Genomic DNA, 16,058 nt, shown 5'->3' on the forward strand with positions numbered 1-16,058 from the left:
ACGCGTGGTTGCCCCACCTATATAGGCGCGGTATGCCACCCTAAGACTTGTTAGGAAAGACTATGACCACAGGCACCCAAATCGCCTGGGACGATACCGTCCTGCCGTTTCAACTTGATGCCTCCGACATCCGTGGCCGGGTGGCGCGTCTTGATGGCGTGTTGGAACAGGTTCTGAAACAACACAACTATCCGCCGATGATCGAAGGTCTGGTGGCCGAGATGGCATTGCTGACTGCGTTGATCGGTCAAACGGTGAAACTGCGCTGGAAACTGTCATTGCAGGTGCGCGGCTCTGGTCCTGCGCGTCTGATTGCAACGGATTATTATGGCCCTACCGATGATGGGCAGCCCGCTCGCATCCGCGCCTATGCATCATATGACGAGGAAACGCTTGATCAAACGGCGGATCCGTTCAGCCAGCTTGGCAACGGCTATTTTGCCATTTTGATTGATCAGGGCGAAGGCATGGCCCCTTATCAGGGTATTACGCCTATCGCCGGTGGTTCGCTTTCTGCCTGTGCAGAGACTTATTTTGCGCAGTCAGAGCAGTTGCCGACCCGGTTCCAACTGACCTACGGCCAGTCGCAACTGCCCGGAGAAGCCCCCCATTGGCGCGCTGGTGGTGTGATGTTGCAGCATATGCCAAAGGCATCGCCGCATGTGACCGGTGAAGGGGGATCAGGCGAAGCTGGATTGCTGGATGCCACCGATATCCTTGAAGCGGACGAAGGTGAAAACTGGACCCGTGCCAATACGCTGCTGGATACTGTGGATGAGATTGAACTGATCGGCCCAACCGTTGCTCCGACGGATCTGTTGGTGCGTCTTTTCCATGAGGAACAGCCGCGTGTCTATGACGCCCAACCGGTTAAATTCGGCTGTAGCTGTTCGGAAGACAAAGTGCGCCAAAGCCTGTCGATCTATTCGGCCAAGGATATCGCCACAATGACGACCGACGAGGGCACCGTGACGGCCGACTGCCAGTTCTGCGGCTCACATTACATCTTTGCGCCTGAAACCCTTGGGTTTGAAGCCAAGGACGCCAGTGCCTGACCTGCGTAAAAAACTGCTCGGCGCGCTGTCCCATGCGGGCAGCGCGTCATCTGACTTTGACCTCAATCCTGATGTGAAAATCCCCGGTGGGGCGCTGACCCCAGCTGCCGTACTGATCGGTGTGCGTCAAGATCGCCAAACAGTGGTTCTGACCAAACGCTCTGCCCGGTTGAAACATCATCCGGGCCAGATTGCTCTGCCCGGCGGCAAACAAGACCCCAGTGATTCAACACTGATCGATGCCGCCTTGCGCGAAGCGCGCGAAGAGATCGGCCTGCCCGGTTCGGTCGTCGATGTGCTGGGCACTTTGCCGCCGCATCAGACCGTGACGGGGTATCAAGTGACCCCTGTGCTTGCCATCATCAATGATGATTTCCAAAGCATGCCCGAAGCAGGTGAAGTGAGCGAAGTTTTTGATGTGCCGCTGGCCCATCTGCTGGACCCTGCCCGATATCACGTTCAAGGCCGCCACTGGCAGGGCCGCCGCAGGTATTATTACACCGTACCCTTTGGACCCTACTACATCTGGGGCGCCACTGCCCGGATCATGCGCGCGCTGGCAGAGCGGATGTCATGACCCGGATCAAGGCCGATTGGCTAGAGGATGCTGCATCGCAAACGGTGTGCCGTCTGCTGACTGACGCGGGGTATCAGGCGTGGTTTGTGGGTGGTTGTGTGCGTAACGCACTTTTGGGTGCGCCTGTTGCAGATTTGGATATCTCGACCGATGCCCATCCTGAAAAGGTCATGAAATTGGCCGCTGCGGCTGGGATCAAGAGTATTCCGACAGGGGTCGACCACGGCACGGTCACCTTGGTGCTGAACGATATTCCGTTTGAGGTGACGACTTTCCGCCGCGATGTGGCCACTGATGGCAGGCGGGCCACCGTCGCCTTTGCGGACAATATCGAAGATGACGCGCGCCGTCGTGATTTCACGATGAATGCGCTTTATGCCGATGCCGAAGGGCGGATAGCTGACCCGTTGGGCGGTTTGCCTGACTTGCACGCACAGCATGTACGTTTCATCGAAGACCCCGCACAGCGTATCAAAGAAGATTATTTGCGGATCCTGCGCTTTTTCAGGTTCTACGCCTGGTACGGTGACCCGAATGAGGGGCCGGACCGCGATGGATTGGCGGCCTGTGCAGAGCATATCGACGGCTTGCAGTCGCTGTCTGTCGAGCGTGTGACGGCAGAAATGCTTAAGCTGCTGGGCGCGTCTGACCCTGCTCCGGCGCTTGCGGCGATGGCCTCGACTGGTGCTTTGGCCCAGGTTTTGCCAGGCGCTGATGCAGGGGTGCTGCCAGTTTTGGTGCATCTGGAGCAAGAGAACACCATCGCCCCGGATGCGCTGCGCCGCTTGGCTGTCATTGGCGGGCAACCGGGGGAGGCTTTGCGCCTTTCGAAACATCAAGCACGCCGGTTAGAGCAAATCAACAGCAACGCCGGCCCCGCCGAAGTCGCCTATCGTTTTGGCGCGGATGCAGGGCGTGACGCTTTGCTTGTTACAGCGGCATCGCTGGGCCAACCCGCGACCCCGAATGAATTGCGCGCGATCACACATGCCGCAGAGCAGGTTTTTCCTTTGAAGGCGGCAGACCTGATGCCCGCCTTGTCCGGTGCCGTACTCGGCGATGCACTCAAACAGGCAGAGGTGCGGTGGATCGCGTCTGGTTTCACGCTTACCAAGGCTGACCTGCTTGAGTGAGCTTTTCCCACTGATCGGCTTTGTATTTCTGGGGTTGTTCTCACCGGGACCAAACGTGATCCTGATCACGGCGTCCGGGGCTAGATTTGGCATTCAGCGCACTGTTCCGCATGTCATCGGTGTTGCGCTGGGCGTGGGTGTGATTGCGGCCGTCACAGGCATTGGCATCGGCACATTGATGGCAGCGCAACCGGGTTTGGCGATTGTGCTTATGGTCGTGGCGAGCTTTTGGATATTGTGGATGGCATACAACCTGTGGCGCGCGGACCCGGCCACCCCAAAACAGAACGATAGACCATTCAGTTTTGTTGAAGCCGTCTTGTTTCAATGGGTGAACCCCAAGGTTTGGGCGGTCGCGTTAAGTGCCACGGCCTATGTCGCAACTTACCCGCCCTTGCAGCAGGCAGGCACCTTGGCTGCAATTTTTTCAACATTGAATTTGGGCGTTGGTACCTTCTGGGCCGTGGCTGGCACACTGCTGTCCTATCTTCTGACGAACCCTGCCGCCTGGCGTATTTTTATGCGCGCAATGGCGCTTGCGCTTGCCGGGTTCTCGGTGCTTGTTTTCCTTTAGGGAAACCTTTGTTATAGCGGTCGTATAACACCCGAATAGGCAAGCCGATGTTTCGTTTTTTCGAAGGTCTTGTCGATCCCTATGTAACATACAAGGAGAGCGACACGCCGCCAAAGCGGCTCTATCCGTTTCTGCGTGGCTACGCAGAGCCGTTTATGCGTGTGTTCTGGTTCACCGGTATCGCATCGGTCGTTATCGCTATCGTTGAAATTTGGTTGTTGGGCTATCTCGGGCGTTTGGTCGATATCCTGACGAATGGCACGCCTGCACAGGTCTGGGCCGAAAGCGGGGGCGAGTTTGTACTGGTTGCCGTACTGATCCTGACGCTGCGCCCGGCGATCCACATGTTCCAGATCATGCTGTTGAACAACACTATCCTGCCGAACTTTGGCACGTTGGTGCGGTGGCGTGCGCACCGGCATGTGTTGCGGCAATCCGTGGGTTGGTTCGAGGATGATTTTGCGGGCCGTATCGCCAACCGGATCATGCAAACACCGCCCGCCGCGGGCGAGGTGGTATTTCAACTCTTTGATGCCATCACATTTGCGCTTGCCTATCTGGTGGCCGCCGCTGTGTTGATGGGTCAGGCTGACGCGCGGCTGCTGATCCCGCTGCTGCTGTGGATCGTGCCTTACATGTTCCTGTTGCGTTGGGTTGTGCGGCGCATTGGCCCGGCTTCCGAAGCCGCATCGAATGCGCGAAGCGCCGTCACCGGCCGCGTTGTGGACAGCTATACCAACATCCATTCGGTCAAGATGTTCGCGCATCATGACCGCGAGGTGGGCTACGCAAAAGAAGCGATTGAAGAAGCGCGCCGCACGTTCCAGATCGAAATGCGTCTTTATACGGTGATGGACGCAGGTCTGATGCTGTTGAACGGCTTTTTGGTTGTGGCGGTTGTGGGTTGGTCGATCTGGCTTTGGATGCAGGGTGCTGCTTCGGTCGGATTGGTTGCTGTTGCCACGTCACTGGCGCTGCGCCTGAACGCAATGTCGGGCTGGATTATGTGGGCCGTGACGAATTTTTTCCGTGAATTGGGCGTGGTGTCAGAAGGCATGCAGACAATTGCGCAACCGGTGACTCTGCTGGATCAGGCCAAGGCCAAGCCATTGTCGATAGACGCAGGCGGTGTCGAAATTTGTGACCTTTCGCACCATTATGGCAAGCAAACAGGTGGTTTGGACAAAATCAATCTGACGATTGCTCCGGGTGAAAAGGTGGGTTTGGTCGGGCAGTCGGGTGCTGGGAAATCCACGCTGGTGAAGCTGCTTTTGCGGTTCTACGACGCGGAACACGGCCAAATACTGATAGATGGTCAGGATATCGCGCAGGCATCTCAGGACAGCTTGCGCAGCGCGATTGGTATGGTGCAACAGGACAGCGCGTTGCTGCATCGATCAGTGCGCGAGAACATTCTGTATGGCAAACCCACAGCGACGCAGGATGAAATGATCGCTGCCGCCTGCAAGGCTGAGGCGCATGAGTTCGTTCAAACGCTGGAAGATAGTGAAGGTCGCAAAGGATACGAGGCACGCGTCGGTGAGCGCGGCGTGAAATTGTCGGGTGGCCAACGCCAGCGGATCGCCCTTGCGCGGGTGATTTTGAAAGATGCGCCGATCTTGCTGTTGGATGAGGCGACAAGCGCCCTAGATAGTGAAGTCGAAGCCGCAATTCAGCAGACGCTTTATGGGATGATGGAAGGTAAGACTGTCATCGCAATTGCACACCGCCTGTCGACGATTGCCCAGATGGATCGGATCATTGTGATGGATCAGGGGCGCATCATCGAGGACGGCACGCACAACAGTCTGCTGGCGGCAAATGGACAATACGCAAGGTTCTGGGCGCGCCAATCGGGGGGCTTTCTGGGCCAGACTGCCGAAGGACAAAAATGACGCCAGAGCGCTGGATTGACCCGTTTGAACGCGCCGATGGACCGCCGCCCCAATCGTTGATGGCGTTCCTGGCATGGTGCCTGAAAGGGAGTACAAAAATCACGCTTTTGGCGGGATTAGTGTCTGCATTGGCCGGTACGCTTGAGGTGGCAACAGCGCTCATGCTTGGTTGGATTGTTGATACAACGCTGAATTCGGTGGGTGAAACGTACTTTGCCGACAACCTGCTTTTGCTTGCGGCTGTCACAGCATTCTTTGTGATCCTGCGCCCTCTGATCCTTGGGGTGTCGGGTGTTATGCAGTCGGTTGTTGTTGGGCCCGCTTTGGGGAATTTGATACTGTCGCGGTTGCATCGACATTCGCTGGGTCAATCGGTGACATTCTTTGATGATGATTTCGCCGGGCGCATTTCGCAGAAGCAGATGCAGGCCGCACGCGCCGCCGGTGATCTGGTGGTGGATATGATCCACACCGTCGCCTTTGCGCTGGCGTCTTTGGTTGGGTCGGTGATCCTGCTGTTCACAATAGATGCGCGGTCCGCCCTGCTGCTCGCGGTTTGGGCGGTGTCCTACATTCTTTTGATCCGGTTTTTCATGCCGCGCATCCGGGAACGGTCCAAAGCACGGGCTGCCACCCGTGCCATGGTGACCGGGCAGGTTGTCGACACGATCACGAATATCAAGACCGTCAAGCTTTTTGCACATGACGCCCATGAGGACCGCGCTGCGACCGATGCAATGGCGACTTATTGGGGGACTGCTGTCAGCTTTGGCTGGCTATCGGCGTCTTTCCGGTTCTGGCTGATGATGCTGGGGGGTTTGCTGCCCATCATTCTTGTGGGTGTGACGCTTTATTTTTGGACACAGGGCACTGCGACACCGGGCGACATCGCCGCCGCCGGCGCCATTGCGCTGCGTTTGTCGCAAATGACCGGTTGGGTCAGTTTCACGCTGATGGGCATGTATGCCAATGTGGGCGAGGTTGAGGACGCAATGCACACCCTCAGTCCTGAACATACGTTGGTCGATACACCTGATGCGGTTGACCTTGTGGCAAAGAACGGGGCCATCGCGCTTGAAAACGTATCTTTCAGCTATGGCGGTGGTCCGGGCGGTCTGGATGGTGTCAGCCTTACGGTCAATCCGGGCGAGAAGCTGGGGCTCGTGGGTGCGTCCGGTGCCGGGAAATCGACGCTCGTTGCGCTGCTGTTGCGGCTTTATGATGCTGAAGACGGCAGCATTGCCATCGATGGCATGAATGTGTGCGATGTGACGCAAGAAAGCCTGCGCCGCCAGATCGCAATGGTCACGCAGGAAACGGCGATGTTCAATCGCTCGGCCCGTGACAACATCAAATACGGCAAGCCCGATGCGACCCAAGTTGAAATCGAAGATGCCGCGCGACAGGCCGAGGCCCATGAATTCATTCAAGACTTGCGCGACCACAAGGATCGGCAAGGCTATGACGCGCATTTGGGCGAGCGTGGCGTCAAACTGTCCGGCGGCCAGCGCCAGCGGATCGCCATCGCTCGCGCCATCTTGAAGGATGCACCAATTTTGGTTCTGGATGAGGCAACAAGCGCGCTTGATTCAGAGGTCGAAGCATCGATTCAAGGTGCGTTAGAGACGATTATGGGCGGCAAGACGGTGATTGCTATCGCCCACCGACTGTCCACGCTGGCGCGTATGGACCGCATCATCGTGCTTGACGCGGGCCGCATTGTCGAAGAAGGCACACACGGAGATCTGCTGGCGAAAAACGGACTTTATGCCCGGTATTGGAACCGGCAATCCGGTGGTTTTATCAATGTGAAAGAAGCGGCGGAATAAATGCTGACAATCGAAAGTCTGACCCATCTTGGGATGGGGCGTGTCTCTGATGGGCAATCGCTGTTGCCGCGTGTTCTGCCGGGTGAAGAGGTGGATGTCGCGCAGGATGGGACTGTGCGGATTGTGACACCGTCAACAGATCGGGTTGCCGCCCCCTGTCGTCATTTCAAATCCTGTGGTGGGTGCGCGATGCAGCATGCCACTGATGCATTTGTGGCGGATTGGAAGCAGGACATTGTCGTCAAGGCATTGGCAGCGCGCGGGCTGTCACCTGAGTTTCGCCCGATCAAGACGTCACCAGCACAATCGCGCCGGCGTGCCAAGTTGTCGGGCCGCCGTACCAAGAAAGGGGCGATGGTTGGGTTTCACGCCCGCGCCTCCGGTACATTGGTACAGGTGCCAGAGTGTCAGCTTTTGACCCCCGCCTTGATCGCCAGTTTCCCTGCTCTAGAGGCGCTGACTGTTTTAGCCTGCTCGCGCAAAGGCGAGATTGATCTGACTGTGACCGAGGCCGCATTAGGCCCGGATGTGCTGGTTGGGACAGACAAGGACCTTACCCCGCCCTTGCGGGTCGAACTGGCGGCGTTGGCCAATCAATACGGTCTGTCGCGGTTGGTGTGGAATGAGGAACCGGTCGTGACAATCAACCCTCCCGCACAGGATTTTGGCGGGGTATCTGCCGTACCACCGCCCGGCGCGTTCTTGCAGGCGACGACGCACGGTGAAACAGCATTGCGTGGCGCAGTGGCAGAGATCACCCAAGGGGCCGCGCGCATTGCGGACCTGTTTGCAGGGTGCGGCACCTTCGCGCTGCCTTTGGCCAAACGGGCCGAGGTGCATGCGGTTGAAGGTGAAAGCGCGATGCTAGAGGCGCTGGACCGCGGTTGGCGAGAGGGGCGCGAGTTGCGCCGGGTCACGACCGAAACCCGCGATCTGTTTCGTCGCCCGTTGGAAGCGGACGAACTGCGCCATTTCGATGCCGCTGTGATCGACCCGCCGCGCGCCGGGGCCGAGGCGCAGATTGCCACGCTCGCCGCATCAGACGTTAAGGTGATCGCGCTGGTATCTTGCAACCCGGTAACCTTTGCCCGCGATGCACAAACGCTGGTGGAAGCGGGCTTTGCGATGCCATGGGTCCAGGTCGTTGATCAATTCCGCTGGTCCCCGCACACAGAGGTTGTTGCGGGCTTCACACGGAAATGATCGCTGCGACGATCGATTGTCTACCTTCTGCCATGATTGTGCTGTAGAAATCGTCAAAAGGCGGCACAGACCGTAGCGATGGGCAGTGACATGATTTCAAGACGAACAGTAGTGGTTGGAGCGGCCCTTGGGCTCGCGGGATGTACCAGTGGTTTGCCAGTTTACACTGGGCCAGAGGTGACACGCATTCAGGTGTTCAAAGGTGATCGCCGGATGCAGCTTTTGCATCATCGCAGTCTTTTGCGGGAATACACGTTTAACCTTGGCTTTGCACCGACTGGTCACAAAGAACAGGAAGGCGACGGGCGCACGCCCGAGGGCGCCTATCTGATCGATCGGCGCAATCCCAACAGCAGCTTTCATCTTTCATTGGGGATTTCCTACCCCAATTCTGACGATGTCGCCGCCGCGCGCGCCAAAGGCGTCGAACCCGGTGGCGATATCTTTATCCACGGCACGCCTGACAAATGGGCGGCTACGCCGGACTGGACATGGGGCTGCATTGCGGTGACGAACAGCGAAATGGACGAGATTTTTGCGATGGTTCAGACCGGGACGAAGATCTTTCTCTACACCTAGAACGCAACACCACCCAGGGGACGGCTGACCATTGGGTCGCTGCCGACGTTCAGGGTCCACCACAGTTTGCCAGAATCTTCCTGAAACCACGAAAAACCCATGAAACGCGCGTTTGGATCAAGGAGCACGGCGCGGGTGTCGGGCTGTGCCATCCATGCGGCCAAGGTCTGTAGCTCTGATTCAAACGATTCCGAGATGTTTTCACCCAAAAGCCGCCCTGGAAATCCGACGCGCCGCGCACGGTCCAGTGGACTGGACCCGTCAGAACCAAAAAGCCAGGGCCGGTTCTGAACAGCCATATCGCGCGAATGCGTGGCCGCCGCAGCATTCAGTGCGGCGTTCAGTTCGACCGGGGATAAACTGGCCTGCTGGCGCAGCGCGTTGACGCTGTCCAGCATACGGAATTGCACGACGGCTTCCTCGCCCGGACGGATGCGGTAGGCAGAGGGCAACGGCAGACCATCCGGGCCCAAGGGCCGGTTTGGTGCCGTGCTACAGGCGGCCAAGCCAACCGCAGCCAGTCCCATGATCAATTCGCGTCGCAACATGCCAATACTCGCTTTGTTCGGGTCTTTCTTCCTTAGCGGGATCAGTGCGCCACATCAAACACACATCCCTCCGCCGGTCATAGCAATGACATATCTTTGAATTGAAGTGCTATCCGAGACACATTAAGTGTCACGTTTGAAACGTATTGGGCCCCAAAAAGGGAGACTACAATGACACATGATTTTTCGCGGCGCGGATTTCTGGCTGCCTCTGCTGCCATGATTTCGACCGGTGCTGCGGCGCAGACCGCCAATTCCACCGAAATTGAAGGTGACATTTCCGCCGGTGTGCAGCGCAATATCTCAAGTTTCCGTTCGCTGGACTGGGAGCCTTACTTTAACAACCTGAACAATGGCGCGGTGCTGGTGGACTTGCAGTCGCGCGCTCTGCACTTCTGGTCGGAAGATCAGACAGTTTACAAACTGTTCCCAACAAGCGTGCCACTGACGGATGATTTGACCCGCACGGGCCGCACCTCGATTACCCGCAAGGTTGAAGGCCCAAGCTGGGCACCAACCCCGTCGATGAAGATTCGCAACCCGGAATGGCCCGATTTCATTGGTCCCGGCCCCGATAATCCGCTGGGCACACACGCGTTGCACTTGTCATGGCAGTACTACCGTATTCACGGCACCCACGACACACGCAAGATCGGGCGCCGGTCATCGAATGGCTGTATCGGGCTTTATAATGAACAGATCGCAGAGCTTTATAACCTGACCAAAGTGGGCACGCAGGTCTTGCTGATTTGAGGTCCGAGAACGGTTTGGAAAAACAAAAGGGCGCGCCGGAGAGGCGCGCCCTTTTGTTTTTAGAATCTGCAGGCTTGGGCTACGCCTTACCAAACCACGCCAGAATGCCACGCTTGCGCGTTGGCTCAGGCACGGCAAGCCTACCGGGCTGCGGTTGCGATGTGTTGCGCTTGCTGTCGCCTGCACCCCCATCGCTCGATTTTTCGGAGGTTTCACGGTTGAACTCGTCAGCCCATTCCGGCTTGGAGTTGACCTTTTTCACTGGCAAAGGCAGCGGCGGCAGATCTTTGGTTGCCCGCGGCTCTGAATTGAGGACGTATTCGTTTGTTTCCGACACCAGACGGGTCAGCACCTTGCCCAAATCCGCTTTGGCGCGGGGCTTAAGTGGTTTCACACGCTCTTCTTCGGAATTGATCAGGTGCATCCATTCGCGGGCGGATTGGATCCGTGCCTTTGGCAGGATCTGCATCGCTTTGTCGATCGCTTCAAGAAACACATCATCGTATTCGGGGAAACGGCCCGCCAATGGCTCGCATGGGTCAGGGTTGTTACCGGCAAATTCGGCCATACGGGTCTGGCTGTTAGGCGGCGCTTCACCGCTGATCAGGTGATAGAAGGTCGCGCCCAGCGCATAGATATCGCTGCTGGGGCCTTGCTTACTGCCAGCAAAGTAGAATTCTTGCGGGGAATAGCCATCCTTGACCACAAGCACAGAAGACACGGCACGTGTTTCGCGGCTGGCCTCTTCGCGGGCAGCGCCAAAGTCAATCAGCACCGGGTTGCCCCATTTATCGAGCAGGATGTTGTCTGGAGAAATATCGCGGTGCAGCAAGTCATTTTGGTGAACCAGGTCAACCGCATCCAATACCTTGATCAGGATCTCTTTGACCTGATCCGGCGTCAGGCGGTGACGCTCTTCTCTGATGACGCTGAGAAGGTCGCGACCATGGATCAGATCGAGCACCATGTAAGCGGTTTCATTGTCCTCAAAAATGCGATGAACACCAACGATGTTGGGATGACGCAGCTTGGCGATGCTGCGCGCTTCGCGCATGAACATTTCAACAATGGCGCGATATTTTTCGGTGTGCTGGTTTGAGCGCACCAAGACGTTCTTGCCTTCGCGGCGGCAGAAGACCTCAGGATAGCATTCCTTAATGACCACATCGCGGCCAAGGAAGTTGTCTCTTGCTAGGTAGGTAATTCCGAATCCGCCATTGCTCAGCGGTCGTTCGATTTTGAACTGATCGCCTAGGAGGTCCGTACCATCTGGAAGTGCTTCACTTCCTGCTTGCGGTTCCATTTCTAGTTCAGGCTTTTTCACAGCTGACATGTCTCACCAATCATCGTGCCAACATGCGGCACGTCCTCACTCACAAATAATCAACGCATTTATATAGCCTTTGAAATATGGTTGCTTTGCGGCGCGCTTGAGGAAACTTACGGCTAATACTATGAGTTTCCTAGGTGTTTTAGTCGAATTTGCACGTTCTGCGCGATTTTTATTAACTGATTGTGAACGACAATAGGAATCGCCTCAAAATTTTGCAAACTGCCTCATGTCACATCAGCAGTGCGTGCAAACAGATTCGCTGAGGTTTATTCCAGCCAGCCACGCAGGTTGTTTGTGATCACGCCGGACAGGGCATCGATATGTGCCGGATCATCGTTGAGGCATGGGATGTAGGTGAAATGCTCTCCCCCAGCCTCTTCAAAGCTCTCTTTGATTTCTTCGTTGATCTCTTCAAGCGTTTCGATGCAGTCAGCCGAGAATGCAGGCGCGCAGACGGCGATGTTCTTCACCCCGTCCTCTTCGGCCAAACGTGCGACCTCTTCTACTGTATAGGGCTTGAGCCATTCTTCTGGTCCAAAGCGGGACTGGAAAGTGGTCACGATCTGGGTGTCGTCCCAGCCCAGACGCTCTTTGAGCAGGCGCGTCGTTTTCTGGCACTGACAGTGGTAAGGGTCACCTTCACGCAGATACCGTTCTGGCACACCGTGATAGGAACAGATCAGTTTTTCGGGCTTGGCATCAGCCTTTGCATATGCCTTTTCAATCGATTGCGCGAGCGCCTCGATATAGGCGGTATCCGCGAAATACGGTTCAACCACGCGCGCGACCGGCTGCCACTTCTCTTTCATCAGGGCACGAAAGAACTGATCGTTCGCGGTCGCAGAGGTGGCGCCTGCGTAATGTGGGTAAAGCGGGAAGAACAGGATCTTGGTGCATCCGTCCTCGACCATCTCGCGCACTTTGGATTTGGTGGATGGGTTGCCGTAGCGCATGCAGAAATCGACCCGCACATCGTCGCCATAGCGTTTCACCATTTGCGCCTTAATCGCAGCTGTCTGCTTTTTGGTGATCGTCAGTAGTGGGCTTTCGTCATCGTCTTCGTTCCAGATTGATTTATAGGCCGCCCCGGAAGAAAACGGGCGTTTCGTCAGGATGATCAATTGTAACAGCGGCTGCCAGATCCAGGCGGAGTAATCGACAACCCTCTTGTCAGATAGAAATTCGTTTAGATAGCGGCGCATCGACCAATAGTCGGTGCCATCAGGTGTGCCGAGGTTTGCAATCAATATGCCAACACGCGCCGGTTTCACGGCAGGGTGGTCATCCCCCGCATGCATCGGGCAAGTTGCTGGACGTTCTTCTGGCGGGCTTTGGGTATCGAACACATTCATCGTCCTTGAGTAGCGCGATTCAATGGCTAGTTAAATGGGATACGAGCGGCGTCAATCATTGGACCGATCAACGGGTGTCTCTTTTGTGCCCAAAGCATCAGCCAGCCGCGTTGTGGCGCTGCCGGGGCGCAAGGGCTGGGGTTGATCCTTTGACGGGGCCCAGCCGGTCAGGGTGATGACCTCAAACGTGGCATCAACTCGGTTGTCATCATTGCGAAAGTTCTCGGCATAAATGCAGGCCGCTTCTGTAAGAACATTGCGCCGGGTGGGGTGTTTGATGCGATCGGTCAGGGCGTTGTTTTCACCCATCTTGCGCAGGTCATGCATCAGGTGGAATGCATTGGCGTAGCTGGCCGTGATCGGATTGCTGTCCGCCACCGGTAATGCAAAGCCAGCACGCTGCAGAAGCCCACCCAGATCACGAATTTCACCCATGGGTGCAATCCGTGGGGAGAGCCCGCCGGTAACGGCTGCCTCGGCCTCGGCCAAAGAAGAGCGTAGTTCGTGCAATGTCTGCCCCCCCAGAAAAGTGCAAAGCAACAAGCCATCCGGTTTCAGCCCGTGCCGTGCCTGAACCAGCTGGCCAACAGGGTCATTTGCCCAATGCAGGCACATCGTGTGCAGGATCAGATCGTAAGCACCCGAAGCGAGGTTGAGCGTATCGTCATCGGGGATGATGTGGGCGTCGGGATAGCATTGCGCCCAGAAATCGGGGAAACCAGTAACAATCGCAACTGACGTAAAGGTTCTGTTAACTTCGTTGAGTCTTTCTTGCAGCTCATCGGCTGTATGCTCGTGCAGGAAGAGCGCATCGTTGTCAGCGCGGCTGCGGTTACGCGTCAGCGCTTTGCGGTCTGTCAGTTTCTGCATGCTCATTAGCGTCATTTAGGGTGCATTCATGCAGTTGCAAAGCATCATTCGCGCAATTTACCCCGCACAATGCGTAGCATGTGATGCGCAGACCGAAAGTGACTATGGATTATGTGGGTCCTGCTGGGCGCAAACGACGTTCCTCGGGGGCCTGGTTTGCGATACATGTGGCACCCCGTTGCCGGGTGAGGACGGTGGCGAAGCCGTTCAATGCGACGACTGCATGACCATCGCCCGCCCATGGGATCAGGGCCGCGCCGTGCTGGTATATGATGGGATCGGGCGGCGATTGGTTCTGGGCTTCAAGCACGGTGATCGGACGGAATTTGCGCAATCGGCAGCCCGATGGATGATACAAAAACTGTCTCTAATGCGTCTAACAGACCCTGTTATCATCCCTGTACCTCTTCATTGGACGCGGCTTGCGCGGCGGCGTTACAACCAATCCGCCTTGCTGGCGCAGGCGCTGGGCGCTCAGCTGGAACGTCCGGTTTGCGTTGATGCATTGCTGCGACCCAAGCAAACCAAATTGTTGGATGGGCTTAGCCGCGATGCGCGCTTTGCTGCCCTAGCCGGTGCAATTGCCCCCAACCCCAAACGGATCGACCAGATCAAGGGCCAGTCCGTTCTGCTGGTTGATGATGTCATGACGTCGGGTGCAACCCTTGCCGCCAGTGCAGAGGCCGCGCGTGCTGCGGGTGCCACAAACGTGTCAATTGTGACACTGGCACGCGTCGTCAAAGATGCTTAGATCAGAGGTATCACTGAACTAAGGAGCCTGCTGATGGCCACTGTCGAGATCTACACCAAACCAACCTGCGGCTTTTGTCTGATGGCAAAGCGGTTGCTGAAGACCAAGGGCGTCAGCTTTGCAGAAGTGAATATCACCGCGCAGCCAAAGCGTCGCGCAGAGATGATCCAGCGTGCAAATGGCCGCAGCACAGTGCCGCAGGTTTTCATTGATGGTGCGCATGTTGGCGGCTTTGATGATCTTTCTGCATTGGAGCGTGGCGGCAAGTTGGACGCGCTGTTGGCGGCATGAAAACCGCGCTCCTGCAACTGAATGTGAGTGATGATCCGGCGGCGAACCTTGCCGAAACAGTAGGGTTGATCGCGGATGCGGCTGGTCAGGGCGCCGGGTTCGTGGTGACGCCCGAGGTGACCAATTGCCTGTCGATGGATCACGCCCATCAGTTGCAGGTGCTGCAGCACGAATCTGATGATCAAACACTGAAAGGCCTGCGCGAAGCGGCGGTCCGGCATGGTTTGTGGCTGTCGATTGGTTCGCTTGCATTGAAGACGGGGGATGCCGATGGCCGTTTTGCCAATCGTTCATTCCTGATTGATCCCGCGGGCCAGATCGTGGCGCGTTACGACAAGATTCACATGTTCGATGTGAACGTATCGGCCACAGAGACATTCCGCGAGTCGGCGAGTTACCGGCCAGGTGACCAGGCCGTGGTTGCTGATACGCCCTTTGCTAAGATCGGGATGAGCGTCTGCTATGATGTGCGCTTTGCCTATCTTTACCGCGCATTGGCGCAAGCAGGCTCCGAGATTTTGCTGATCCCTGCGGCTTTTTCACCCGTCACAGGCGCGGCCCATTGGGAACCCCTTTTGCGCGCACGCGCGATTGAAACAGGGTCTTATGTCATAGCTGCTGCCCAGACCGGGACCCATGCCTCAATATCTGGAAAATCACGTGCGACCCATGGGCATGGCATGGTGGTATCACCCTGGGGCGAGGTCTTGGTGGATATGGGAACTGATCCCGGAATAGCACTGGTTGATCTTGACCTCGCAGAAGTGGCACAAAGCCGGCAGCGGATTGCCGCGCTCAACCATGATCGCCCTTTCGAAGGTCCCTAATGTCTGATCCCTCAAACAGCCTTGCCGTTTCGCTTTTCAGCGAGATTCTGGTTGTTGATCAACTGGCGCGTGCCAGTGTGGCGCGCGTGCTGCCAAAGGGCATGGAACTGTCGCATTTTTCGGTACTCAACCATCTGGCCCATACCGGCGCAGAACGGTCACCGGCGCAATTGGCCAAGACATTTCATTTGACCCGTGGGGCGATGACCAACACCCTGCATAAACTGGAATGGGCCGGATGGGTGCATGTGCGCCCTGATTGGGATGATGCCCGCCGCAAGATGGTGACAATCAGCCCTGCTGGTCAGGCCGCCCGCGATGCAGCCCTCGCAGCGATTGCGCCTGTGATTGATGATGTTGTGGCCAAGGTTGGCGTAGACAAGGTGCGCACGGTCGTGCCGGTCCTGCGCGAAATGCGGTTGACGTTGAGTAAGTTCGAATAGACGGGATCAAATCCTCGATGAGGATTTGGCCGCAAACTTTCTACG

General features: G+C 56.9%; 17 protein-coding genes. 13 read left to right on the forward strand and 4 right to left on the reverse strand.

The window, feature by feature from the left end; genetic code table 11:
* Positions 1–62 precede the first annotated feature (62 nt).
* From hslO to DHN10_RS00730, 8 genes are all read left to right on the forward strand, one after another.
* Positions 63–1,055, forward strand: a complete 993-nt coding sequence (gene hslO, locus DHN10_RS00695; protein ID WP_108813340.1) for an Hsp33 family molecular chaperone HslO — start codon at positions 63–65, stop codon at positions 1,053–1,055.
* A complete protein-coding gene (locus DHN10_RS00700; protein WP_108813341.1) occupies positions 1,048–1,632 on the forward strand; it encodes a CoA pyrophosphatase in 585 nt (194 codons plus the stop codon). The genes hslO and DHN10_RS00700 overlap by 8 nt, the downstream gene beginning before the upstream one ends.
* Complete coding sequence (locus tag DHN10_RS00705; RefSeq protein ID WP_108813342.1) at positions 1,629–2,765, forward strand: CCA tRNA nucleotidyltransferase; 1,137 nt, start codon at positions 1,629–1,631, stop codon at positions 2,763–2,765. The genes DHN10_RS00700 and DHN10_RS00705 overlap by 4 nt, the downstream gene beginning before the upstream one ends.
* Positions 2,758–3,339 (forward strand): LysE family translocator, encoded by a 582-nt coding sequence (locus DHN10_RS00710; protein ID WP_108813343.1) that lies wholly within the window; start codon positions 2,758–2,760, stop codon positions 3,337–3,339. The genes DHN10_RS00705 and DHN10_RS00710 overlap by 8 nt, the downstream gene beginning before the upstream one ends.
* 47 nt (positions 3,340–3,386) lie before the next feature.
* Positions 3,387–5,234: an ABC transporter ATP-binding protein gene (locus DHN10_RS00715; protein ID WP_108813344.1), complete on the forward strand. Its 1,848-nt coding sequence runs from the start codon at positions 3,387–3,389 to the stop codon at positions 5,232–5,234.
* Positions 5,231–7,063 (forward strand): ABC transporter ATP-binding protein, encoded by a 1,833-nt coding sequence (locus DHN10_RS00720; protein WP_108813345.1) that lies wholly within the window; start codon positions 5,231–5,233, stop codon positions 7,061–7,063. The genes DHN10_RS00715 and DHN10_RS00720 overlap by 4 nt, the downstream gene beginning before the upstream one ends.
* Positions 7,064–8,266, forward strand: a complete 1,203-nt coding sequence (locus DHN10_RS00725; RefSeq protein ID WP_108813346.1) for a class I SAM-dependent RNA methyltransferase — start codon at positions 7,064–7,066, stop codon at positions 8,264–8,266.
* Between the two features lie 90 nt (positions 8,267–8,356).
* Positions 8,357–8,845, forward strand: coding sequence for a L,D-transpeptidase family protein (locus DHN10_RS00730; protein ID WP_199910613.1), 489 nt, complete (start codon positions 8,357–8,359; stop codon positions 8,843–8,845).
* On the opposite strand, the gene DHN10_RS00735 is transcribed toward DHN10_RS00730, so the two are convergent.
* On the reverse strand, positions 8,842–9,393 hold the full coding sequence (locus tag DHN10_RS00735; RefSeq protein ID WP_108813347.1) for a CAP domain-containing protein: 552 nt from the start codon (positions 9,391–9,393) through the stop codon (positions 8,842–8,844). The two genes, DHN10_RS00730 and DHN10_RS00735, sit on opposite strands and share 4 nt — an antisense overlap.
* A gap of 171 nt (positions 9,394–9,564) precedes the next feature.
* On the opposite strand from DHN10_RS00735, the gene DHN10_RS00740 reads away from it, so the two are divergent.
* Positions 9,565–10,146, forward strand: coding sequence for a L,D-transpeptidase (locus DHN10_RS00740; protein WP_108813348.1), 582 nt, complete (start codon positions 9,565–9,567; stop codon positions 10,144–10,146).
* A gap of 79 nt (positions 10,147–10,225) precedes the next feature.
* Here DHN10_RS00740 and DHN10_RS00745 read toward each other — a convergent pair whose 3' ends face one another.
* The 3 genes from DHN10_RS00745 to DHN10_RS00755 form a co-directional block, all read right to left on the reverse strand.
* Positions 10,226–11,479, reverse strand: coding sequence for a serine/threonine protein kinase (locus tag DHN10_RS00745; RefSeq protein WP_108813349.1), 1,254 nt, complete (start codon positions 11,477–11,479; stop codon positions 10,226–10,228).
* A gap of 266 nt (positions 11,480–11,745) precedes the next feature.
* On the reverse strand, positions 11,746–12,831 hold the full coding sequence (gene hemH, locus DHN10_RS00750) for a ferrochelatase (protein WP_108813350.1): 1,086 nt from the start codon (positions 12,829–12,831) through the stop codon (positions 11,746–11,748).
* A gap of 51 nt (positions 12,832–12,882) precedes the next feature.
* Entirely contained in the window at positions 12,883–13,707 is an 825-nt protein-coding gene (locus DHN10_RS00755; RefSeq protein WP_108813351.1) for an SAM-dependent methyltransferase, read from the reverse strand.
* Between the two features lie 22 nt (positions 13,708–13,729).
* Here DHN10_RS00755 and DHN10_RS00760 point away from each other — a divergent pair, with 22 nt between their 5' ends.
* From DHN10_RS00760 to DHN10_RS00775, 4 genes are read left to right on the forward strand one after another with little or no spacing between them, the layout of a single operon-like run.
* Positions 13,730–14,452 (forward strand): double zinc ribbon domain-containing protein, encoded by a 723-nt coding sequence (locus DHN10_RS00760; RefSeq protein ID WP_108813352.1) that lies wholly within the window; start codon positions 13,730–13,732, stop codon positions 14,450–14,452.
* Between the two features lie 33 nt (positions 14,453–14,485).
* Positions 14,486–14,743: a glutaredoxin 3 gene (gene grxC, locus DHN10_RS00765; RefSeq protein ID WP_108813353.1), complete on the forward strand. Its 258-nt coding sequence runs from the start codon at positions 14,486–14,488 to the stop codon at positions 14,741–14,743.
* Complete coding sequence (locus DHN10_RS00770) at positions 14,740–15,570, forward strand: carbon-nitrogen hydrolase family protein (protein ID WP_108813354.1); 831 nt, start codon at positions 14,740–14,742, stop codon at positions 15,568–15,570. Before grxC ends, DHN10_RS00770 begins: the two co-directional genes overlap by 4 nt.
* Positions 15,570–16,013, forward strand: coding sequence for a MarR family winged helix-turn-helix transcriptional regulator (locus DHN10_RS00775; RefSeq protein ID WP_108813355.1), 444 nt, complete (start codon positions 15,570–15,572; stop codon positions 16,011–16,013). The genes DHN10_RS00770 and DHN10_RS00775 overlap by 1 nt, the downstream gene beginning before the upstream one ends.
* The last annotated feature ends 45 nt before the right edge of the window (positions 16,014–16,058 follow it).

The sequence above is a fragment of the Loktanella sp. Alg231-35 genome (assembly GCF_900143545.1).
Taxonomy (GTDB): domain Bacteria; phylum Pseudomonadota; class Alphaproteobacteria; order Rhodobacterales; family Rhodobacteraceae; genus Yoonia.

Bases quoted from the DNA above. Each gene is read 5' to 3' on its own strand.
- DHN10_RS00745 (WP_108813349.1), bottom strand. From the start codon at position 11,479: ATGTCAGCTGTGAAAAAGCCTGAACTAGAAATGGAACCGCAAGCAGGA.
- DHN10_RS00760 (WP_108813352.1), top strand. From the start codon at position 13,730: ATGCAGTTGCAAAGCATCATTCGCGCAATTTACCCCGCACAATGCGTA.
- hemH (WP_108813350.1), bottom strand. From the start codon at position 12,831: ATGAATGTGTTCGATACCCAAAGCCCGCCAGAAGAACGTCCAGCAACT.
- DHN10_RS00705 (WP_108813342.1), top strand. From the start codon at position 1,629: ATGACCCGGATCAAGGCCGATTGGCTAGAGGATGCTGCATCGCAAACG.
- DHN10_RS00740 (WP_108813348.1), top strand. From the start codon at position 9,565: ATGACACATGATTTTTCGCGGCGCGGATTTCTGGCTGCCTCTGCTGCC.
- DHN10_RS00715 (WP_108813344.1), top strand. From the start codon at position 3,387: ATGTTTCGTTTTTTCGAAGGTCTTGTCGATCCCTATGTAACATACAAG.
- DHN10_RS00735 (WP_108813347.1), bottom strand. From the start codon at position 9,393: ATGTTGCGACGCGAATTGATCATGGGACTGGCTGCGGTTGGCTTGGCC.
- DHN10_RS00770 (WP_108813354.1), top strand. From the start codon at position 14,740: ATGAAAACCGCGCTCCTGCAACTGAATGTGAGTGATGATCCGGCGGCG.
- DHN10_RS00755 (WP_108813351.1), bottom strand. From the start codon at position 13,707: ATGAGCATGCAGAAACTGACAGACCGCAAAGCGCTGACGCGTAACCGC.
- hslO (WP_108813340.1), top strand. From the start codon at position 63: ATGACCACAGGCACCCAAATCGCCTGGGACGATACCGTCCTGCCGTTT.
- grxC (WP_108813353.1), top strand. From the start codon at position 14,486: ATGGCCACTGTCGAGATCTACACCAAACCAACCTGCGGCTTTTGTCTG.
- DHN10_RS00775 (WP_108813355.1), top strand. From the start codon at position 15,570: ATGTCTGATCCCTCAAACAGCCTTGCCGTTTCGCTTTTCAGCGAGATT.
- DHN10_RS00720 (WP_108813345.1), top strand. From the start codon at position 5,231: ATGACGCCAGAGCGCTGGATTGACCCGTTTGAACGCGCCGATGGACCG.
- DHN10_RS00730 (WP_199910613.1), top strand. From the start codon at position 8,357: ATGATTTCAAGACGAACAGTAGTGGTTGGAGCGGCCCTTGGGCTCGCG.
- DHN10_RS00725 (WP_108813346.1), top strand. From the start codon at position 7,064: ATGCTGACAATCGAAAGTCTGACCCATCTTGGGATGGGGCGTGTCTCT.